This is a genomic window from Aeromonas sp. ASNIH4, assembly GCF_002934425.1.
In the GTDB taxonomy this organism is placed as follows: domain Bacteria; phylum Pseudomonadota; class Gammaproteobacteria; order Enterobacterales; family Aeromonadaceae; genus Aeromonas; species Aeromonas hydrophila.
Map to the genome: position 1 here is coordinate 1981732 of NZ_CP026217.1, position 15864 is coordinate 1997595.

A 15864-nucleotide genomic window follows, 5' to 3' on the forward strand; every position below is an offset into this window, starting at 1 on the left:
GGCTCAGCCTTTGCGCAGCCAGATCAAGGCGTTGTGCTTGAGCCAGGCCTCGCGGCTTTGCAGGGTGTAGAGTGCCGCCTCGTCGCGACTGCCCGCCTGCCAGCTGTGGGGCTCCTGTTTGGGCAGCTTGCGCTGGCCCAGCAGACAGGCCGGTACATGGGCGTTGGCCTTGATGGCGGCGCTCAGCAGCGGCTGTGCGGCCTCGGCACCCGCGCAGACGAAGGTCATCAGCGCCTTGTTGTAGAGCAGCCAGCTGGAGGCTTCATCAAAGCGCACCAGCAGGTCCTGCAGCGCCTGCCACTCCCCTTGCAGGGCATAGAGGCTGGAGAGGGGATAGCGGCAACCCAGCTCGTCGGCCACACACAGCTCGAGCAGCGCCAGATATTCGCTGCGCGCCTGTTCCAGCTGGCCGAGACGCAGCAGGCAGTCGGCCCGCCCGGCCCGGGCGGCCAGCAGCGGGCGCGCTTCGTGGGCACTCCAGCCATGGCCGGCAATCTGCTGCCAGAAGGCGGCGTCGAACAGCGGCTCGGCGTCGGCGATCACCTTGTCAAACCAGCCGAGACGGCTGTGCGGATCGCGGCTGGCATCGGCCAGTTCGAACCACTGTTGCCACTGCTCGGCCTGCTCGCTGTCCAGGGTCTGCTCCGTGCTCGGCACGGCCTGATACTCGTCCAGTTGCAGCAGCTGGTTGAGGGCGGTCTTCATGTTCTGGCGCTGGCGCTTGCAAAACTCCATGAAGGGGAGGTCACTGCCGGCTGCCGAGTGCAGCATCTGCGCCATGGGTTTGTCGCGAAACAGGCTCAGCTCGGCGGCCAGGCTGAAACGGTACTGGGTGGTCGGGTCGTTCAGATCCTTGGGCTTGGGCCAGGTGGCAAAGCCCTGGCTGAAGCCGTAGCACCACTGACCGAGCGGGTGACTCTGCTCGAAGACCTGTTCCGGACTCTCGGTGGAGAGGCGGCACTGGCTCGGCAGGGCGAGCTGGGCCTCATCGGCCTGGGCTTCCAGCTCGGCGATCAGATGGTGCAACGCATCGCTGCTCTTCTCATCCAGCTCGGCGTCATGGGGCAACAGACCGGCCAGCGGGGCCTGCCAGTCAGGGGCATCCGGCCCGACCAGGCAGGCGCACAAAAAGCCGTGCAGCGCCGGGTAGGTCATGTCCTGCCCACTGTGGGTCTGGATCCATTGATTGAGATGACGGGTACGAGTGGATGGATTCATCGACAGTTCCTCTGGATTTTGACAGCGGCGAAGTCTACCCAAAAGTGGGGTTATTTGCAGCTAAAGGGCGGCTGACTGGCGATTATATCGCCGTGACGCTGCCAAAAGGCCCTGAAAATCACCCGCGAACAGGGCAAGGGACTAGGCCCTGTTACCGCTCTTGGGGTAACATGCGCGCCCATACGGGCAATGAAAAATTGGCCATCCGGACAATGAAAGAAGAGAACACCATGCTACAGATTGGCAAGATGAACACCCTTACCGTAGTCGAGCTCGAAGAGCGCGGCGCCTGGCTTGCGGCCGACGAATATGGCGAGCTGCTGCTGCCCAAACGCCAACTGCCGGAAGGGGTGGCCGAGGGCAGTGAGGTCAAGGTCTTCCTCTATCTGGATGCCGACTGCGAGCCGGTGATCACCACCGACAAGCCGTTTGCCATGGTGGACGACATCGTTGGCCTCAAGGTGGTCAATGCCAACAAGATTGGCGCCTTCCTCGACTGGGGCATGAAGAAAGATCTGTTCGTGCCGACCCGTGAGCAGAACAAGCCGATGCAGGTGGGCCACGTCTATCTGGTGCGGCTGATGCTCGATCACGAGGGCCGCATGGTAGGCACCAGCCGCCTCGAGCGCTTCCTGCGCACCGACAAGCCCCCCTTCAAGGCGGGTGACGAAGTGACTGCCCTGCCCGGCGAGCGCACGCCGCTCGGCATCAAGGCGATCGTCAACGGCGAATACGCCGGTATGCTGTTCAAGAACGAGGTGTTTGGCCGGGTCACCACGGGCCGGCCGCTGACCGCCTGGGTCAAGCAGGTGCGTGACGACGGCAAGCTGGATCTGACCCTGCAAAAGCCGGGCATGGCGCGGATGGACGATGCCGGCGAGCTGATCCTGGCCCGCCTCAAGAAGCAGGGCGGCAGCCTGGCGGTGGGTGACAAGAGCGAACCCGAGCTCATCTACAAGCTGCTCGGCATGAGCAAGGGCACCTTCAAGAAGGCCATCGGCGGCCTCTACAAGCAAGGCAAGATTGTGCTCGAGGACAACTGCATCACGCTCGTGGCTGCCGATAACGCGCCGGATGGCGAATAAGTGCCGAGCCCCTGCATTGGCCATTGCCAGGCGAAGGACGGCCTCTGCCTCGGCTGTGGCCGTACCCTGACCGAGATAGGTCGCTGGTCCGCCATGGACAGTGAGGCCCAGCTGGCGGTGATGGCGCAGCTGGACGGTTCAACCAGCACCCACCGTTGCCCCGGCTGCGGTGAACCGGCCTTTTGCGCAGTGTCAGCTGGTGCGACCATCGCCGAGTGCTGGTGCAGCCAGTTGCCGGCCCTGCCCATGGGAGAGGCCAGCGCCTGCTGGTGCCGCCGTTGTCTGGTCAAGGCCATTGCGGCCCGCCCCTGAGGGGCTCTGCAGAAAAGAGAAAGGCGCCGAGGGCGCCTTTTTCATGCCTGTTGCTGACGATGCCAGCGCACATGGACATCGTGCTCATTGAGATGGCGGGGCAGCAGGAAGGTGGCAAAAATTACCTCAAACTCCTCCTGATGATCCAGCAAGCCGACCCACACCTCGACCCAGCGCTCCATGTCGACCGGCACACCGAGTTCGGCTGACCAGTCGGCGTTGGGCAGGGTCGCCTCGACGGCGCCACGCTGTTCGAATTCCAGGGTGATGTCGACGATTTGTTCGGGGGCCAGCATGTCTGCGGCCTGCTCAAGAAACTGATCATAGGCCCATTCGACCAGTTGATCCGGGGTACGCTGTTCCATGAAATCACTCCAGATACATCGAGGTTCGCTACTGTAGCAATTATTGGCGGTGGCGGCCAGACCAGTGGCCATGGTGCGCCGGGTCTGGGCAAGGGCGCCGGCAAAGGGGTATGGTTGAAGGGGGCGAGGGCAAGGGAGAGGTGCCATGAAACGACGGACAAGGCGACAGCAGATCAAACGGCGGCGAGAGGCCTGGTGGTGGCACTACCTGCCGCTGCATCGCGGCACCATAGGCGGCCATCTGGGGCCGCCGGCAGTTAAGCCTTGGTGGCCGTCTCGTCAATCGGCCTGATGCACCTTGTTGAGGGTGATCTGACCCAGCTGGCTCATCTGACGGCGGATCCAGGCCGAGCGCTGCTGGACGTAGGGCGAGGGAGGCTTGACCCGATAGCGCCAGGGATTGGGCAGGGCGGCGGCCAGCAGGGAGGCCTCGTAGCGGGTCAGGCGGGCGGCCGGTTTGCCGAAGTAGTGTCTGGCCGCCGCCTCGGCGCCGTAGATGCCGGGCCCGAACTCCACGATATTCAGGTACATCTCGAGGATGCGGGACTTGTCCCAGCCCAGCTCCATCAGCAGGGTGAACCAGGCCTCGATCCCCTTGCGCAGGAAGCTGCGATCGCTCCACATGAAGAGGTTCTTGGCTGTCTGCTGGCTGAGGGTGCTGGCGCCGCGCACCCGCTCGCTGTGCTGATTGTGCTTGAGCGCCGAGCTGATGGCATCCATGTCGAAGCCGTTGTGCTCGGCAAAGCGTTGATCTTCGGCGGCGATCACCGCCAGTTGCAGCTCGCGGGAGATCTGCTCGAGCGGCACCCAGTCGTGTTTGACCTCGGCTACCTTGGCCGGTGGAAACAGCGCCCGCTCGAGGCGCCAGGTCCACATGGGCGGGTCGATGAAGCGCAGCAATGCCACCGAGACGATGGTGCTGAGCAGCGCTGCCAGCAGCAGTTTGCCGAGCCCGCTCAGCAGGCGTCTGGCGAGGGCGGGACGCACGGGGTCGGGCTCCGGTTCTGGCTCCCAGACGTAGTGGCTGGGATCATCGGGATCCGGAATTATTGGGGCAGCCATTCGATGTGGCAGAACTTCTCGTCAACACGGCGGGAGAGCAGCATGCGAGCGAACAGGTGCTCGTACTCTTCCTGTTCGTTGCCCAGCCCGATCCAGACTTCGGCATAGTCGGCGTCGCTGACTTCGAATCCCACGTCCGCTTCCCAGTCATCGGCCGGATCGGTTTCCGCCAGCAGGCCGCGATCGTTGAACTCCTGATTGAAGCGGGCAATCTCCTGCTCCGGCAGGTTGTCGGAGGCCAGCTCCATGAAGAGTTCCAGAGCGGTGTCGAGCAGTTCCTCGACGCTGTGCATTTCGTCATTCGAAGACATAAGCGGTCTGTTCCAGCTGAAAATAAAAGAAAAACCCCGTCGGCAAGGCCGGCCGGTGGCGCGCGGTATTCTAGCTGGCCCCTGCTTGCTTGGCGAGTACGGCTGGCGGCACCGTGGCAATAAAAAACCGGATCCTGGCACAGGATCCGGTCTTCATTGGGGGAAGGGGTCACGCATAGGGTGTCAGCTCATCCCTTCTTGTCATCGGCGAAGGTGATGTTGAGCTCCAGCACGGACAACTCATCACTCTTCTTGTCCAGCTGGACCGTGATCTTGTCAGGGTCGATCTGCACATATTTACGGATCACGTCGAGGATATCCTGCTTGAGCTGGGGCAGGTAATCCGGCCCCCCTCTGGATGAACGCTCGTGAGCCACGATGATCTGCAACCGCTCTTTGGCCAGTTGTGCGGTGCTCTGTTTCTTGTTGGAACGAAAATAATCCAATAATGACATGCTTAACTCCCGAACAGTCGGCTAAAGAAGCCCTTCTTTTCTTCTTCCAGAAAACGAAAATCCTTGGTGTCGCCCAGCAGGCGGGCAACGGCATCCTCATAGGCCTGACCGGCATCGGACTCCTTGTCCAGGATGACGGGTTCCCCCGAGTTGGAGGCACGCAGCACCGCCTGGGACTCCGGGATCACCCCGAGCAGTTTGATGGCCAGGATCTCCTGCACGTCCTGCACGCTCAGCATGTCGCCACGGTTGACGCGAGTCGGGCAGTAGCGGGTGAGCAGCAGGTGTTCCTTTATCGGGTCTTCGCCACGCTCGGCGCGGCGGGACTTGGAGGCCAGGATGCCGAGGATGCGATCCGAGTCGCGCACCGACGAGACTTCCGGGTTGGTGGTGACGATGGCCTCGTCGGCGAAGTAGAGCGCCATCAGGGCACCAGCTTCGATCCCCGCCGGGGAGTCGCAGACGATGTAGTCGAACTTCATCTCGGTCAGCTGATCCAGGATCTTCTCAACCCCTTCACGGGTGAGGGCGTCCTTGTCCCGGGTCTGGGAGGCGGGCAGGATGAACAGGTTTTCGCAGCGCTTGTCCTTGATGAGGGCCTGGTTGAGGTTGGCCTCGCCATTGATGACGTTGACGAAGTCATACACCACGCGCCGTTCGCAGCCCATGATGAGGTCCAGATTTCTCAGACCAATGTCAAAATCGATGACCACGGTCTTGTGGCCACGCTGAGCTAAACCGGTACTCAGGGCCGCGCTGGTTGTGGTCTTGCCAACGCCACCTTTACCCGATGTAACGACTATGATTCGCGCCATTCTCGCTTCCTTGTAACTCTATTTGATACGGTCTATACGGAGTTGTTCGTTATCCAGCCGGACATGAACCGGCTGCTGGATGAGGCCGGCCGGCAATGCATCGCTCAGCTGGAATGTGCCTGCGATGGAGAGCAGCTCGGCCTGCAATTGCTGGCAATAGATCCGTGCCTGGGGGTTGCCCTTGGCACCGGCAATGGCCCTGCCGCGCAGAGTGCCATAAATATGAATACTGTCGTCAGCGATCACTTCGGCGCCCGGACTGACCGAACCCAGCACCACCAGCGAGGTGCCGGCGGCATAGAGCTGCTGACCGGATCGCACCGGGCCCACATGCACCTTGCTCGCTACCTGCGGAGCCGGCACGGCTTTCACCTCGACGATGGGGGCCGGGGCTGGAGCAGGCTCTGGCTGGGGTTGCGGCTCGGCCTTGCGGCTCTTGCCGGAGGCCATCACCGCCAGTCCGGCCGCCTTGGCGGCCGTCTTCATCGCCTCGCTCTGGGCCCCCGTGATCCCGACCAGCACGAAGTCTTCCGATTCCACCAGCTCCTTGAGCTGTTCGAAGTCGGGGATATCGGTGAGCCGTTCCACATTGATGACGAGGGGGGCACAATTAAAAAACTGGGGCGCCTGAGCTACTTTGGCCGCCAGCAACTGGCGGATCCGCTCAGGTTTGCCATCGCTGATATGCAACACAGAAATAGTGAAGGTGGTCCCTTTCAATTCGTTATCGCGCTCAACCATGAATCTTCCCCGAGACAGAGACGGTAATCCGTTATTGTTATTCAATTCCTGATGTTATAGTTTGCCATCCTCAGAGGCAATAAACCGGTTGGATTATATCAATTTCCATGTTGTGTGCAGTCTATAAAAGTCGCAAAAAAGCCGAGACCTATCTTTTTGTTGAAAGAAGAGAGGATTTTTCCCGCGTCCCCGAGGTGCTGATGAGTGCATTCGGCCGTCCCGAACTGGTATTGATGACCAAACTGGACCCAGCCAAGCCCTTGGGGATCGCCTCCACCAGCCGGGTGATGGAGGCGCTGCAGAGCCAGGGCTTCTATCTGCAGGTGCCACCGCCACCGGAAAACCTGCTGGAACAACACAAGGCCCAATTAAAGGCCGAACGGGAATGAAGGGTCGGCTGGCTCTGTTATTGATAAGCGGGATCATCAGTTACCCGCTGCAGGCCAGCCCCGATTTTGAACGTTATGTGACGGGTCTCAAACAAGAGGCCCTGGCCGCCGGGATCTCGCCGGCGACGATCACTGCCGCCTTCGCCGATATTCACCTGATCGAGGTCGCCATTCGGCACGATAAAAATCAGCCGGAATTTAAACAGACCCTCGCCACTTATATTCCTCGGGCCGTGCCGCAATGGAAAGTCAATCAAGCCAAACGGCTATATCGTCAGTATTTGCCGCTGCTCACAAAAATAGGGGCGGAATATGATGTGCAACCTCGTTTTATTGTCGCCCTGTGGGGCATTGAAACCAATTTCGGCAAATTGACCGGCAAATATCCGCTGGTGTCGTCGCTGGCGACCCTGGCCTGGGAGGGGCGCCGTGAAGCCTTCTTCAAGGGGCAGTTGTTTGACGCCCTGCGCATTCTGGAGCAGCAGAAAATGGCGCCAGCCGATCTCAAGGGATCCTGGGCCGGTGCCATGGGGCAGGTGCAGTTCATGCCCTCGTCCTATCTCAAATATGCGGTCGATCAGGACGGGGACGGCAAGCAGGATCTGTGGGGCAATCTGGCGGATGTGTTTGGTTCGGCAGCCAATTATCTGCATCAGAACGGCTGGCACGGGGATGAAACCTGGGGTCGCCTTGTGAGGGTGCCGGCAGGGCTGGATCCTGCGCTGATCGGGCTGGAGGAGACTCGGGCGCTGTCGGCATGGCAGGCCCTCGGAGTGCGCAAAGCGGATGGGGCAGACTTGCCGCGGGCGTCGCTGCAGGCCTCGCTGGTGCAGCCTGATGGGGAGGGCGGGGCAGCCTATCTTGCCTATCCCAATTATCGGGTGCTGCGCGACTGGAATCGCTCCCACTATTTCGTGGTGGCGGTGGGCACCCTGGCCGATCGTATCGTGGAATAATCGATCTCAGTAGCGCCGGATTTGCCACCGAGGGCAAGTTATCAGCGTGGGAATAACGATCGGATGCGGCGGACTCGCCGGGCGAGACGGGGCGGAATATCCAAACGACAGGCAATAAAAACGGCGGGAATTCCCGCCGTTTTTATTGTTGCCACGCCGACTTATTCGCAGGCGACTTGCATCACCTTGATGGCCAGGCCACCGCGGGAAGTTTCACGGTACTTGGAGTCCATGTCCTTGCCGGTGATGTACATGGTCTCGATGACCTTGTCCAGCGAGACGCGCGGCTTGGAGGTGCGACGCAGCGCCATGCGAGAGGCGTTGACCGCCTTCATGGCAGCGATGGCGTTGCGCTCGATGCAGGGTACCTGCACCTGACCGGCGACCGGGTCACAGGTCAGACCCAGGTTGTGTTCCATGCCGATCTCGGCGGCTTCACAGACGTGCTCGGGGCTACCGCCCATCAACTCGGTCAGACCGGCGGCGGCCATGGAGCAGGAGACGCCCACTTCACCCTGACAGCCTACTTCGGCGCCGGAGATGGAGGCATTCATCTTGTAGAGCATGCCAACGGCAGCGGCAGCCAGATAGAAGCGGGTGTAGTCGTCGCGGCCAACCGGCTGGATGAACTTGTCGTAGTAGGCCAGCACGGCCGGGATGATGCCGGCGGCACCGTTGGTCGGCGCGGTCACCACACGGCCACCGGCCGCGTTCTCTTCACTCACCGCCAGGGCGAACATGTTGACCCAGTCCACGATGTTCATCGGATCGTTGGAGAGGTTCTCGTTGGTGGTCAGCTGACGATAGAGCGGCGCGGCGCGGCGCGGTACGCGCAGCGGGCCGGCGAGAACGCCTTCGGTGCGGCAGCCGCGCTCGATCCCTTCACGCATGGTGGTCCAGATCTTGCCAAGCTTCTTGTAGATCTCTTCCGGGGTATTGAAGCACTTCTCGTTTTCCATCATCAGGGCGGAGATGGAGAGGCCGGTCTGGCTGCAGTGGGCGATAAGCTCGGCCGCGCTCTTGAACGGGTAGCTGACGGACATGTCGCCGCTGTCGGCCTTGCCGAAGTTCTCTTCGTCAACGATGAAGCCACCGCCGATGGAGTAGTAGGTCTTGCTGTAGACGGCAGCATCTTCGATGAAGGCGGTCAGCTTCATGCCGTTTTCATGCAGCGGCAGGGCTTCGTCATGGAACACCATGGCATCGCGCGGGAAGCTGACAGTGTGGCAGTGCAGGCCGATGGGCAGACGACCGGTCTGCTCGACGCGGGAGATGAACTCGGGGATGCCGTCGATGTCGACATTTTCCGGCAGGTTGCCCGCCAGACCCATGATGATAGCGGTATCGGTGTGGTGACCTTTGCCGGTCCAGGAGAGTGAGCCGTAGACATCGACCTGGATCCGGGTGATGTCACGGATCTTGCCGCCTGCACGCAGTTCATCCACGAACTGTTTGGCTGCTTTCATCGGGCCGACAGTGTGGGAAGAGGAGGGGCCAACACCGATTTTGAAGATATCAAAAACGCTGATCATGTAACAATTACCTCAGGATAGAAGGGGGCGCCATGCCCACTCGCAGAAACGGGGTGATCCATGGGACGAGGGCGTCGTCGCCGAGGTCAATGAACCAGATAACCACAGTGTAACGGCTCAAAGCCCAAAAAAAGTTGAAATAGATCTATTTTTGTTGAATCAGAGCGGGCGAGTATAAAATTTATTTTGATGCTTATCCATTTTGTTAAGCGTTTGCCCATAAAAATACCCGACAATGTCGGGTATTTAGGAACCAAATGGAGCAAGTTACCGATTTTTAACACTCGGTGATGTTAACCGCCAGGCCGCCGCGGGCGGTTTCCTTGTATTTGGTCTTCATGTCGTTGCCGGTTTCCCACATGGTCTTGATCACCTTGTCCAGCGACACCTTGTGCTCGCCGGTACCGCGCAGGGCCAGGCGCGCTGCGTTGATCGCCTTGACCGCGCCCATGGCGTTGCGCTCGATGCAGGGCACCTGCACCTGGCCACCCACCGGATCGCAGGTGAGCCCAAGGTTGTGCTCCATGCCTATTTCGGCGGCGTTTTCGACAATCGCCGGGCTGCCGCCCAGGATCTCGGTCAGCGCCCCCGCCGCCATGGAGCAGGCGACGCCCACCTCGCCCTGGCAGCCCACCTCGGCGCCGGAGAGCGATGCGTTCTTCTTGTAGAGGATGCCGATGGCGGCGGCGGCGAGGAAGTAGCTCAGCAGCAGCTCGTCATCCACCTTGCGCACGAAGCGATCGTAATAGTGCAGCACGGCGGGAATGATGCCGGCGGCGCCGTTGGTGGGGGCGGTCACCACCCGGCCGCCGGCGGCGTTCTCCTCGTTGACGGCCAGCGCAAACAGATCCACCCACTCCATCACCATCAGCGGATCCTTGTTGAAATTGGTCTCGCAGCTGAGCTGGCGATAGAGCGCCGGGGCCCGCCGTTTCACCTTGAGGCCGCCGGGCAGCACCCCTTCGCTGCGGCAACCACGCTCGACGCAGCCCTGCATGGCCTGCCAGATCTTGCGCAGGCCCGCCTTGATCTCGGCTTCGGTGCGAAACACCTTCTCGTTGGCCAGCATCACCCCGGAGATGGAGAGGCCGCTCTCCTGGCAGTGGGCCAGCAACTGGGCGCCGCTCTCGAACGGGTAGGGAATGGGGTGGGCCGCATCGAAGCGGGCAGCCTCCTCCTTGGCATTGGCGAAGTGGCTCTCCTCGATGATGAAACCGCCGCCGATGGAGTAGTAGGTCTGGCTAAACAGCAGCTGTTCCCCGGCAAAGGCGCGCAGGGTCATGCCGTTGGAGTGGGCGGGCAGGGTCTTGCGCCGGTTGAAGATGATGGCGCCGCTGCGGGCAAACTGGCTCGGTTGTTCACCCGCCAGCAGCAGCGACTGGCTGCGCTCCACCTCGGTCAAAAAGGCGGGGATGGCTTCGATGTCCACCGACTCGGGTTCGAAACCGGCCAGTCCCAGGATGATGGCCTTGCCGGTGCCGTGGCCCTTGCCGGTCTGGCCGAGCGAGCCGTAGCACTCCACTTCTACCCGTTCGGTACTGGGCAGCACTCCCTGCTGCTTGAGCGCGTTGACAAAGGCGTAGGAGGCGCGCATCGGCCCCACGGTATGAGAAGAAGAGGGACCGATCCCGATGGAAAACAGGTCGAAGACACTGATCATGACACCACTCCGATTATGGGTTTCGTCTAAATATTGTAAATTTTTTGTAGTCGATGGAAAGCGGGAAAACCGAGGGGTGTGATGGCGGCACGCAAATGAAAGAGAGGATGGGCTGCAAAGAGGAGGGCGGATTGCGCCAAAAAAGAAGGAGCGGCCCGGGGGCGGCTCCTTTGTGCGTGTTCAGGCAAGGGTTGCCGGCGGTTTAATCGAGAAACTCGCACAGATAGGCGGTGGGGGTTTTCACTTCCAGCTTGAAGGAGGAGTGGCCGGCCACGTCGAAGGATTGACCCTGCTCATAGGTGTGCCATTCGTCTTCGTCGGCCAGCTGGATGGTGAGCGCCCCCTTGACCACCGTCATCCGCTCGGGGGCGGCGGTATTGAACTGGTAGTGACCGGCTTCCATCACACCCACGGTGGCTTTGTCGCCTTTTTGCTCGAAACCGATGGATTTTACATTTCCATCAAAATACTCGTTAACTTTCAGCATGTTTTCATCCCTGTATGCACGTTTGCCCAGCCAAAGTAGCACAATCTTTTGCCAGTTGTCATGAATAAAGCGGGAAAAATCGCCGTGAGCCTTTTGAATCTTTACTTTGTTGCAAACTTATCAATAACTCCCGTTAACGATTTGATGATTTAAAACAGCGAATAAATATGAGATAAAGCGCGCGCTCAGTGGAATGGACAGCTGTTCATCCCCTGTTTGGTTGATTGCACTGGGAAAGTGCGAATATTTGCTACTTAAAGGAACATTCTGTGTTAACAAAAGGACTCATTAAGAACGTTGGCTTCCAGGTCGTGGTCGCCATGGTGCTGGGGGCACTGGTAGGGGCGTTCATGGGTGAACAAGCCACCGTATTTGCGCCGCTCGGTACTCTCTTCATCCAGCTGATCAAGATGCTGGTGATCCCGCTGGTGGCGGTGGCCATCCTGTCGGGGGCGGCCAACCTCGGCGCCAGCCCGGCGGCGGGCAAGATTGGCGTCACCACGCTGGCCTTCTTCCTCGGTACCTCGGCGCTGGCAGTACTGCTGGCCCTGGTGATGGGCCAGATCTTCAAGCCCGGTGTCGGGGTCGAGTTCGGCTCCATGGCCTCCATGTTCTCCGGTGACTATGCCGACAAAGGGGCTCTGCCGGACGCCGTGGCCACCCTGCTCGGGATGATCCCGACCAACGTGTTCAGCGCCCTGAACGAGGCGAACATCCTGCAGATCCTGGTGTTCTGCATGTTCCTCGGCATCGCCCTGGCCAAGCAACCCCGCGAGCGGGCCAAACCGCTGGTGGATGGCCTCAATACCCTGGTGGATGCCTTTGTCTGGATGATCAACAAGGTGATGCTGATCGCGCCGCTCGGCGTGTTCGGCCTGATGGCCGATGCCATCGGCACCTACGGTTTCGACGTGCTGACCCTGGTGCTCAAGCTGTTCGTGGTCTATCTGGCCGCCATCCTGATCTTCGCCTTCGTGGTCTATCCGCTGCTGATCGTGCTGTTCTCCAACACGCCGGTACGCAAATATCTGTCTGCCATGAAGAAGCCGCAGATCGTCGCCTTCTCCACCGCCTCTTCCATGGCGACCCTGCCGGTCAACATGGAGACCTGCGAGGAGGAGCTGAAGGTAACCAATGCCACGGCCTCCTTCGTGCTGCCGCTGGGCGCCACCATCAACATGAGCGGCAACGCCATCTATTACGGTCTGGTCGCCATCTTCTTCGCTCAGGTCTACCAGATCGATCTCTCCATGGGGGCCTGGGCCGCCATCATAGTGACCGCCACCCTGGGGGCCATCGGTCAGGCCGGTGTGCCGGGCCCGAGCTTCCTGGTGGTCGCCGTGCTGCTGGCCGCCGGGATCCCCATCGAAGGGCTGCCGCTGCTGTTCGCGCTGGATCGCCTGTTCGACATGATCCGTACCGCCCTCAACATCACCGGCGATGCGGCCTGCGCCGTCATCGTCGACCGCTACAGCCCGGATTACGATCCGGACCGCTGGAACAAATAATCCAGCTGCAATGAACAAGGGGCCCGCGGGCCCCTTTCTTTATCTTTGTTGCTGTGACCGTCAGCCGAGCTGAGCGAGTGCCTGCTGGCAGCGCTGCTCGGCGGCGTCCAGCTCCAGCAGCACCATCTTGATGTCTTCCAGCTGCTGCTGCAGGGTCTCCCGCTTGTCGGCCACCAGCCCCAGCATGGTCTGCAGCTGGGTACGGCTGCTCTTGTCCGCATCGTAGAGATCGAACAGATCGCGGATGTCCGCCAGGCTGAAGCCCAGTCGCTTGCCGCGCAGGGTCAACTTGAGCCGCACTCTGTCCTGCCGACTGTAGATCCGGGTCTGTCCCTGGCGGGCAGGATTCAAAAGTCCCTGATCTTCATAAAAACGAATACTTCGGGTCGTAACATCAAATTCACGGGCCAGTTCGCTGATGCTGTAGGTCCGCGTGTCATCCTTGGTTCGGTTCATGGCGCTATCTTGACTGTCAATCCTGGCTGGCACCTTACCCAAACGTCAACTGCCCCGCAAGTCTTGTTCCCGCAGCGGTGGCAGCATATGTTATTTCAATGTAACAAGGAGAGTGCAATTGATGGATATCGTGATTGTTGCGGCCAAACGTACCCCCATAGGGGCCTTCCAGGGGGCCCTGGCCAACCTGACGGCACCCGAGCTGGGCGCCTGTGCCATTGCCGCGGCCATGGCAGAAGCGGGGCTCAGGGAAGAGCAGATCGATGAAGCCTATCTGGGCAACGTGCTGAGTGCCGGGGTTGGCCAGGCCCCCGCCCGCCAGGCGGTATTGAAGGCGGGCCTGCCGGACAGCATCCCCTGCACCACGGTCAACAAGGTGTGCGGTTCCGGCATGAAGGCGGTGATGCTGGCGGCCGATGGCTTACGGCTCGGCGACACGAACGTGGTGATCGCCGGCGGGATGGAGAGCATGAGCCGTGCCCCCTATCTGCTCGACAAGGCGCGCAGCGGTTTTCGGATGGGGCACCAGAGCGTGCTCGATCACATGTTCCTCGACGGACTGCAGGATGCCTACGAAGGCCAGCTGATGGGGCATTATGCCCAGCTGAGCGCCGATCGCGCCGGGTTGACCCGTGCCGACATGGATGCCTTTGCCATCGCATCGCTGGAGCGGGCGCTGGCGGCCCAGCGCAGCGGGGCCTTTGCGGCGGAGCTGGCGCCGGTGAGGGCCGCAGATACCCTGCTGCTGGCCGAGGATGAACAGCCTGCCAAGGCCAGGCCCGAGAAGATCCCCCAGCTCAAGCCGGCCTTCAGCAAGACGGGCACCATCACGGCGGCCAATGCCAGCTCCATCTCGGACGGGGCGGCTGCGCTGATCCTGATGCGCTCCGACACTGCCGCGCAGCTGGGGCTGCCGGTGCTGGCGCGACTGGTGGGTTATCAGAGCCATGCGGCCCTGCCCGCCGAGTTTACCAGCGCGCCGATCGGGGCCATCAAGGGCCTGCTGGCCAAGGTGGGTTGGCGGGTGGAGGAGGTGGACTTGTTCGAGGTCAACGAGGCGTTTGCCATGGTCAGCCTGCTGGCGATGGCCGGTTGCCAGCTGCCCCATGACAAGGTCAACGTGAATGGCGGCGCCTGCGCGCTCGGTCATCCGCTGGGGGCGAGTGGTGCCAGGATCCTGGTGACCCTGATCCATGCCTTGCGCGAGCGCGGTCTCACACGCGGGGTGGCCAGTCTGTGCATCGGCGGCGGGGAGGCGACGGCGGTCGCCATCGAGCTGGGTTAATCTGTCTCCGCCATCGCCTGGAGTTGCTGGTTGACCCAGGCGGTGGCGGTCAGATAGAGCTGGCTGACCTTCTCTTCATTGAGCCCGAGCCGGGCCGTTCTGGCCGTGATCCGCTGCCAGTTCGCACTCTCGTAATCCTCGCAAAACGACAGATAGAACCCCAGGTTGCCCTTGCGTTCCAGCAGGGCGACCCGGATCTCCTCGATCAGCGGAATGGTACCGAGCAGCTTGTCCATCGGCTGTTCCATCAACACATCAAGCAGGGAGAAGAGGCCGGTGATGAAGGCCTGCTGGGCTTCCTGGGTTGGCGCATGGGTGTGGGCCAGTAGTTCGCAGAAGCGGGCCCGGATCATCGACATCTGATAGAGCTCGGCACTCTTGCCGTGGCCGGCGCTGGTGGCGGCCACCAGGGTCACGAAGCGTTTGAGCTGGGTGTGACCGAGATAGACCGCCGCCTGGCGAAAGGAGGAGATGGGGTTGGCGTGGCTCTTGAGGTGGTTGACGTAACGCAGCAGCTTGAGGGACAGGGAGATGTCCTGACTCAGCAGTTGCTCGATGCGGTTGAGGTCGGGCTCGGGCTGGTTGACCACGTTGAGCAGTTGCATCACCACTACCTGGGCCGGCTCCATGGTCGCCTGTTTGACCATCTCGGGCCGGCTGAAGAAGAAGCCCTGGAACAGGTCGATGCCGAGGCGCTTGACCCGTTCAAACTCCGCCTTGTCTTCCACCTTCTCCGCCAGATAGGTGAGCTTGAGCTGCTGATGCTGCTGGATGAACACCTTGATCTGCAGCAGCGACGTGGCGCGCAGATCGAACTTGATGATGTGGATGTAGGGGAGGAAGCGCTCCCAGTCCGGCGACAGGGTGAAGTCATCGAGAGCGAGCTGATAGCCCAGCCCGTGCAACTGCTTCACCTTGGCCAGCAGCGCATCGTCGGGATCGGCATCTTCCAGGATCTCGATCACCACCTTCTCCGGCGGCAGGCATTCGGCCAGCCCTTCCAGCAGGAGGGAGTGAGGGAAGTTGATGAAGCAGGGGCGACCGCCGAGCAGCTGATCGATGTTCTGTTGCAGGAACTGTTCGACCACCAGTCTGGCGGTGGCTTGCTGGGAAGAGATGGGAGGAAACACGTTATCCAGACTGTCGCGAAACAGCAGCTCATAGGCGTGGGTCTTCAACTCCCGATCCAGGATGGGCTGCCTTGCTACGTATGAATACATGCATCTC

The 15864-nt window shown here is 61.1% G+C and carries 19 protein-coding genes; 7 read left to right on the forward strand and 12 right to left on the reverse strand.

Features of this window, described 5'->3' with window-relative positions:
- Positions 1-3: 3 nt before the first annotated feature.
- Entirely contained in the window at positions 4-1218 is a 1215-nt protein-coding gene (locus C2U40_RS09105; protein WP_103827508.1) for a UPF0149 family protein, read from the reverse strand.
- A 212-nt stretch (positions 1219-1430) separates the two neighbouring features.
- Between C2U40_RS09105 and C2U40_RS09110 the strand changes: the two genes are divergently transcribed.
- The gene (locus C2U40_RS09110; protein ID WP_039214397.1) at positions 1431-2303 is read left to right on the forward strand and encodes a CvfB family protein; all 873 of its coding nucleotides are present in this window, start codon (positions 1431-1433) and stop codon (positions 2301-2303) included.
- On the forward strand, positions 2304-2615 hold the full coding sequence (locus tag C2U40_RS09115; RefSeq protein ID WP_103827506.1) for a DUF1289 domain-containing protein: 312 nt from the start codon (positions 2304-2306) through the stop codon (positions 2613-2615).
- 41 nt (positions 2616-2656) lie between these two features.
- Here C2U40_RS09115 and C2U40_RS26500 read toward each other — a convergent pair whose 3' ends face one another.
- A complete protein-coding gene (locus tag C2U40_RS26500) occupies positions 2657-2980 on the reverse strand; it encodes an HI1450 family dsDNA-mimic protein (protein WP_016350838.1) in 324 nt (107 codons plus the stop codon).
- A 145-nt stretch (positions 2981-3125) separates the two neighbouring features.
- Between C2U40_RS26500 and C2U40_RS26505 the strand changes: the two genes are divergently transcribed.
- Complete coding sequence (locus C2U40_RS26505; protein ID WP_181014764.1) at positions 3126-3272, forward strand: hypothetical protein; 147 nt, start codon at positions 3126-3128, stop codon at positions 3270-3272.
- On the opposite strand, the gene mtgA is transcribed toward C2U40_RS26505, so the two are convergent.
- The 5 genes from mtgA to minC form a co-directional block, all read right to left on the reverse strand.
- Positions 3260-3967 carry a monofunctional biosynthetic peptidoglycan transglycosylase gene (gene mtgA, locus C2U40_RS09125; protein ID WP_103827505.1) on the reverse strand — a complete coding sequence of 236 codons (708 nt, stop codon included), beginning with the start codon at positions 3965-3967 and terminating at the stop codon, positions 3260-3262. The two genes, C2U40_RS26505 and mtgA, sit on opposite strands and share 13 nt — an antisense overlap.
- Before the next feature lie 59 nt (positions 3968-4026).
- Positions 4027-4353 carry an HI1450 family dsDNA-mimic protein gene (locus tag C2U40_RS09130; RefSeq protein ID WP_180345345.1) on the reverse strand — a complete coding sequence of 109 codons (327 nt, stop codon included), beginning with the start codon at positions 4351-4353 and terminating at the stop codon, positions 4027-4029.
- Between the two features lie 188 nt (positions 4354-4541).
- Positions 4542-4808, reverse strand: a complete 267-nt coding sequence (minE, locus tag C2U40_RS09135; protein ID WP_011705991.1) for a cell division topological specificity factor MinE — start codon at positions 4806-4808, stop codon at positions 4542-4544.
- Between the two features lie 2 nt (positions 4809-4810).
- Positions 4811-5623, reverse strand: coding sequence for a septum site-determining protein MinD (minD, locus tag C2U40_RS09140; protein WP_011705992.1), 813 nt, complete (start codon positions 5621-5623; stop codon positions 4811-4813).
- 18 nt (positions 5624-5641) lie between these two features.
- The gene (minC, locus tag C2U40_RS09145) at positions 5642-6364 is read right to left on the reverse strand and encodes a septum site-determining protein MinC (protein ID WP_103827504.1); all 723 of its coding nucleotides are present in this window, start codon (positions 6362-6364) and stop codon (positions 5642-5644) included.
- A gap of 107 nt (positions 6365-6471) precedes the next feature.
- Between minC and C2U40_RS09150 the strand changes: the two genes are divergently transcribed.
- Positions 6472-6753, forward strand: a complete 282-nt coding sequence (locus tag C2U40_RS09150; RefSeq protein WP_011705994.1) for a YcgL domain-containing protein — start codon at positions 6472-6474, stop codon at positions 6751-6753.
- Entirely contained in the window at positions 6750-7709 is a 960-nt protein-coding gene (locus C2U40_RS09155) for a lytic murein transglycosylase (protein WP_103827503.1), read from the forward strand. The genes C2U40_RS09150 and C2U40_RS09155 overlap by 4 nt, the downstream gene beginning before the upstream one ends.
- Positions 7710-7870: 161 nt before the next feature.
- On the opposite strand, the gene C2U40_RS09160 is transcribed toward C2U40_RS09155, so the two are convergent.
- The 3 genes from C2U40_RS09160 to ppnP form a co-directional block, all read right to left on the reverse strand.
- A complete protein-coding gene (locus C2U40_RS09160) occupies positions 7871-9241 on the reverse strand; it encodes an L-serine ammonia-lyase (protein ID WP_011705996.1) in 1371 nt (456 codons plus the stop codon).
- A 277-nt stretch (positions 9242-9518) separates the two neighbouring features.
- On the reverse strand, positions 9519-10901 hold the full coding sequence (locus C2U40_RS09170; RefSeq protein WP_011705997.1) for an L-serine ammonia-lyase: 1383 nt from the start codon (positions 10899-10901) through the stop codon (positions 9519-9521).
- Between the two features lie 202 nt (positions 10902-11103).
- Positions 11104-11388, reverse strand: coding sequence for a pyrimidine/purine nucleoside phosphorylase (gene ppnP, locus C2U40_RS09175; protein WP_010633884.1), 285 nt, complete (start codon positions 11386-11388; stop codon positions 11104-11106).
- A 269-nt stretch (positions 11389-11657) separates the two neighbouring features.
- Between ppnP and C2U40_RS09180 the strand changes: the two genes are divergently transcribed.
- Positions 11658-12896 (forward strand): dicarboxylate/amino acid:cation symporter, encoded by a 1239-nt coding sequence (locus C2U40_RS09180; RefSeq protein ID WP_103827502.1) that lies wholly within the window; start codon positions 11658-11660, stop codon positions 12894-12896.
- 60 nt (positions 12897-12956) lie between these two features.
- On the opposite strand, the gene C2U40_RS09185 is transcribed toward C2U40_RS09180, so the two are convergent.
- Positions 12957-13352, reverse strand: coding sequence for a MerR family transcriptional regulator (locus C2U40_RS09185; RefSeq protein ID WP_016350830.1), 396 nt, complete (start codon positions 13350-13352; stop codon positions 12957-12959).
- A 121-nt stretch (positions 13353-13473) separates the two neighbouring features.
- On the opposite strand from C2U40_RS09185, the gene C2U40_RS09190 reads away from it, so the two are divergent.
- Positions 13474-14637: a thiolase family protein gene (locus tag C2U40_RS09190; RefSeq protein ID WP_103827501.1), complete on the forward strand. Its 1164-nt coding sequence runs from the start codon at positions 13474-13476 to the stop codon at positions 14635-14637.
- Here the strand turns inward: C2U40_RS09190 and C2U40_RS09195 are convergent.
- Positions 14634-15857 carry an EAL and HDOD domain-containing protein gene (locus C2U40_RS09195; protein ID WP_043162471.1) on the reverse strand — a complete coding sequence of 408 codons (1224 nt, stop codon included), beginning with the start codon at positions 15855-15857 and terminating at the stop codon, positions 14634-14636. The genes C2U40_RS09190 and C2U40_RS09195 overlap by 4 nt on opposite strands.
- Positions 15858-15864: the final 7 nt, after the last annotated feature.

What these genes read in the sequence shown, in the direction of transcription:
- C2U40_RS09105 (WP_103827508.1), bottom strand. Translation starts at nt 1,218, where the DNA reads ATGAATCCATCCACTCGTACCCGTCATCTCAATCAATGGATCCAGACC.
- C2U40_RS09110 (WP_039214397.1), top strand. Translation starts at nt 1,431, where the DNA reads ATGAAAGAAGAGAACACCATGCTACAGATTGGCAAGATGAACACCCTT.
- C2U40_RS26500 (WP_016350838.1), bottom strand. Translation starts at nt 2,980, where the DNA reads ATGGAACAGCGTACCCCGGATCAACTGGTCGAATGGGCCTATGATCAG.
- C2U40_RS26505 (WP_181014764.1), top strand. Translation starts at nt 3,126, where the DNA reads ATGAAACGACGGACAAGGCGACAGCAGATCAAACGGCGGCGAGAGGCC.
- C2U40_RS09130 (WP_180345345.1), bottom strand. Translation starts at nt 4,353, where the DNA reads ATGTCTTCGAATGACGAAATGCACAGCGTCGAGGAACTGCTCGACACC.
- minE (WP_011705991.1), bottom strand. Translation starts at nt 4,808, where the DNA reads ATGTCATTATTGGATTATTTTCGTTCCAACAAGAAACAGAGCACCGCA.
- minD (WP_011705992.1), bottom strand. Translation starts at nt 5,623, where the DNA reads ATGGCGCGAATCATAGTCGTTACATCGGGTAAAGGTGGCGTTGGCAAG.
- minC (WP_103827504.1), bottom strand. Translation starts at nt 6,364, where the DNA reads ATGGTTGAGCGCGATAACGAATTGAAAGGGACCACCTTCACTATTTCT.
- C2U40_RS09150 (WP_011705994.1), top strand. Translation starts at nt 6,472, where the DNA reads ATGTTGTGTGCAGTCTATAAAAGTCGCAAAAAAGCCGAGACCTATCTT.
- C2U40_RS09155 (WP_103827503.1), top strand. Translation starts at nt 6,750, where the DNA reads ATGAAGGGTCGGCTGGCTCTGTTATTGATAAGCGGGATCATCAGTTAC.
- C2U40_RS09160 (WP_011705996.1), bottom strand. Translation starts at nt 9,241, where the DNA reads ATGATCAGCGTTTTTGATATCTTCAAAATCGGTGTTGGCCCCTCCTCT.
- C2U40_RS09170 (WP_011705997.1), bottom strand. Translation starts at nt 10,901, where the DNA reads ATGATCAGTGTCTTCGACCTGTTTTCCATCGGGATCGGTCCCTCTTCT.
- ppnP (WP_010633884.1), bottom strand. Translation starts at nt 11,388, where the DNA reads ATGCTGAAAGTTAACGAGTATTTTGATGGAAATGTAAAATCCATCGGT.
- C2U40_RS09185 (WP_016350830.1), bottom strand. Translation starts at nt 13,352, where the DNA reads ATGAACCGAACCAAGGATGACACGCGGACCTACAGCATCAGCGAACTG.
- C2U40_RS09190 (WP_103827501.1), top strand. Translation starts at nt 13,474, where the DNA reads ATGGATATCGTGATTGTTGCGGCCAAACGTACCCCCATAGGGGCCTTC.
- C2U40_RS09195 (WP_043162471.1), bottom strand. Translation starts at nt 15,857, where the DNA reads ATGTATTCATACGTAGCAAGGCAGCCCATCCTGGATCGGGAGTTGAAG.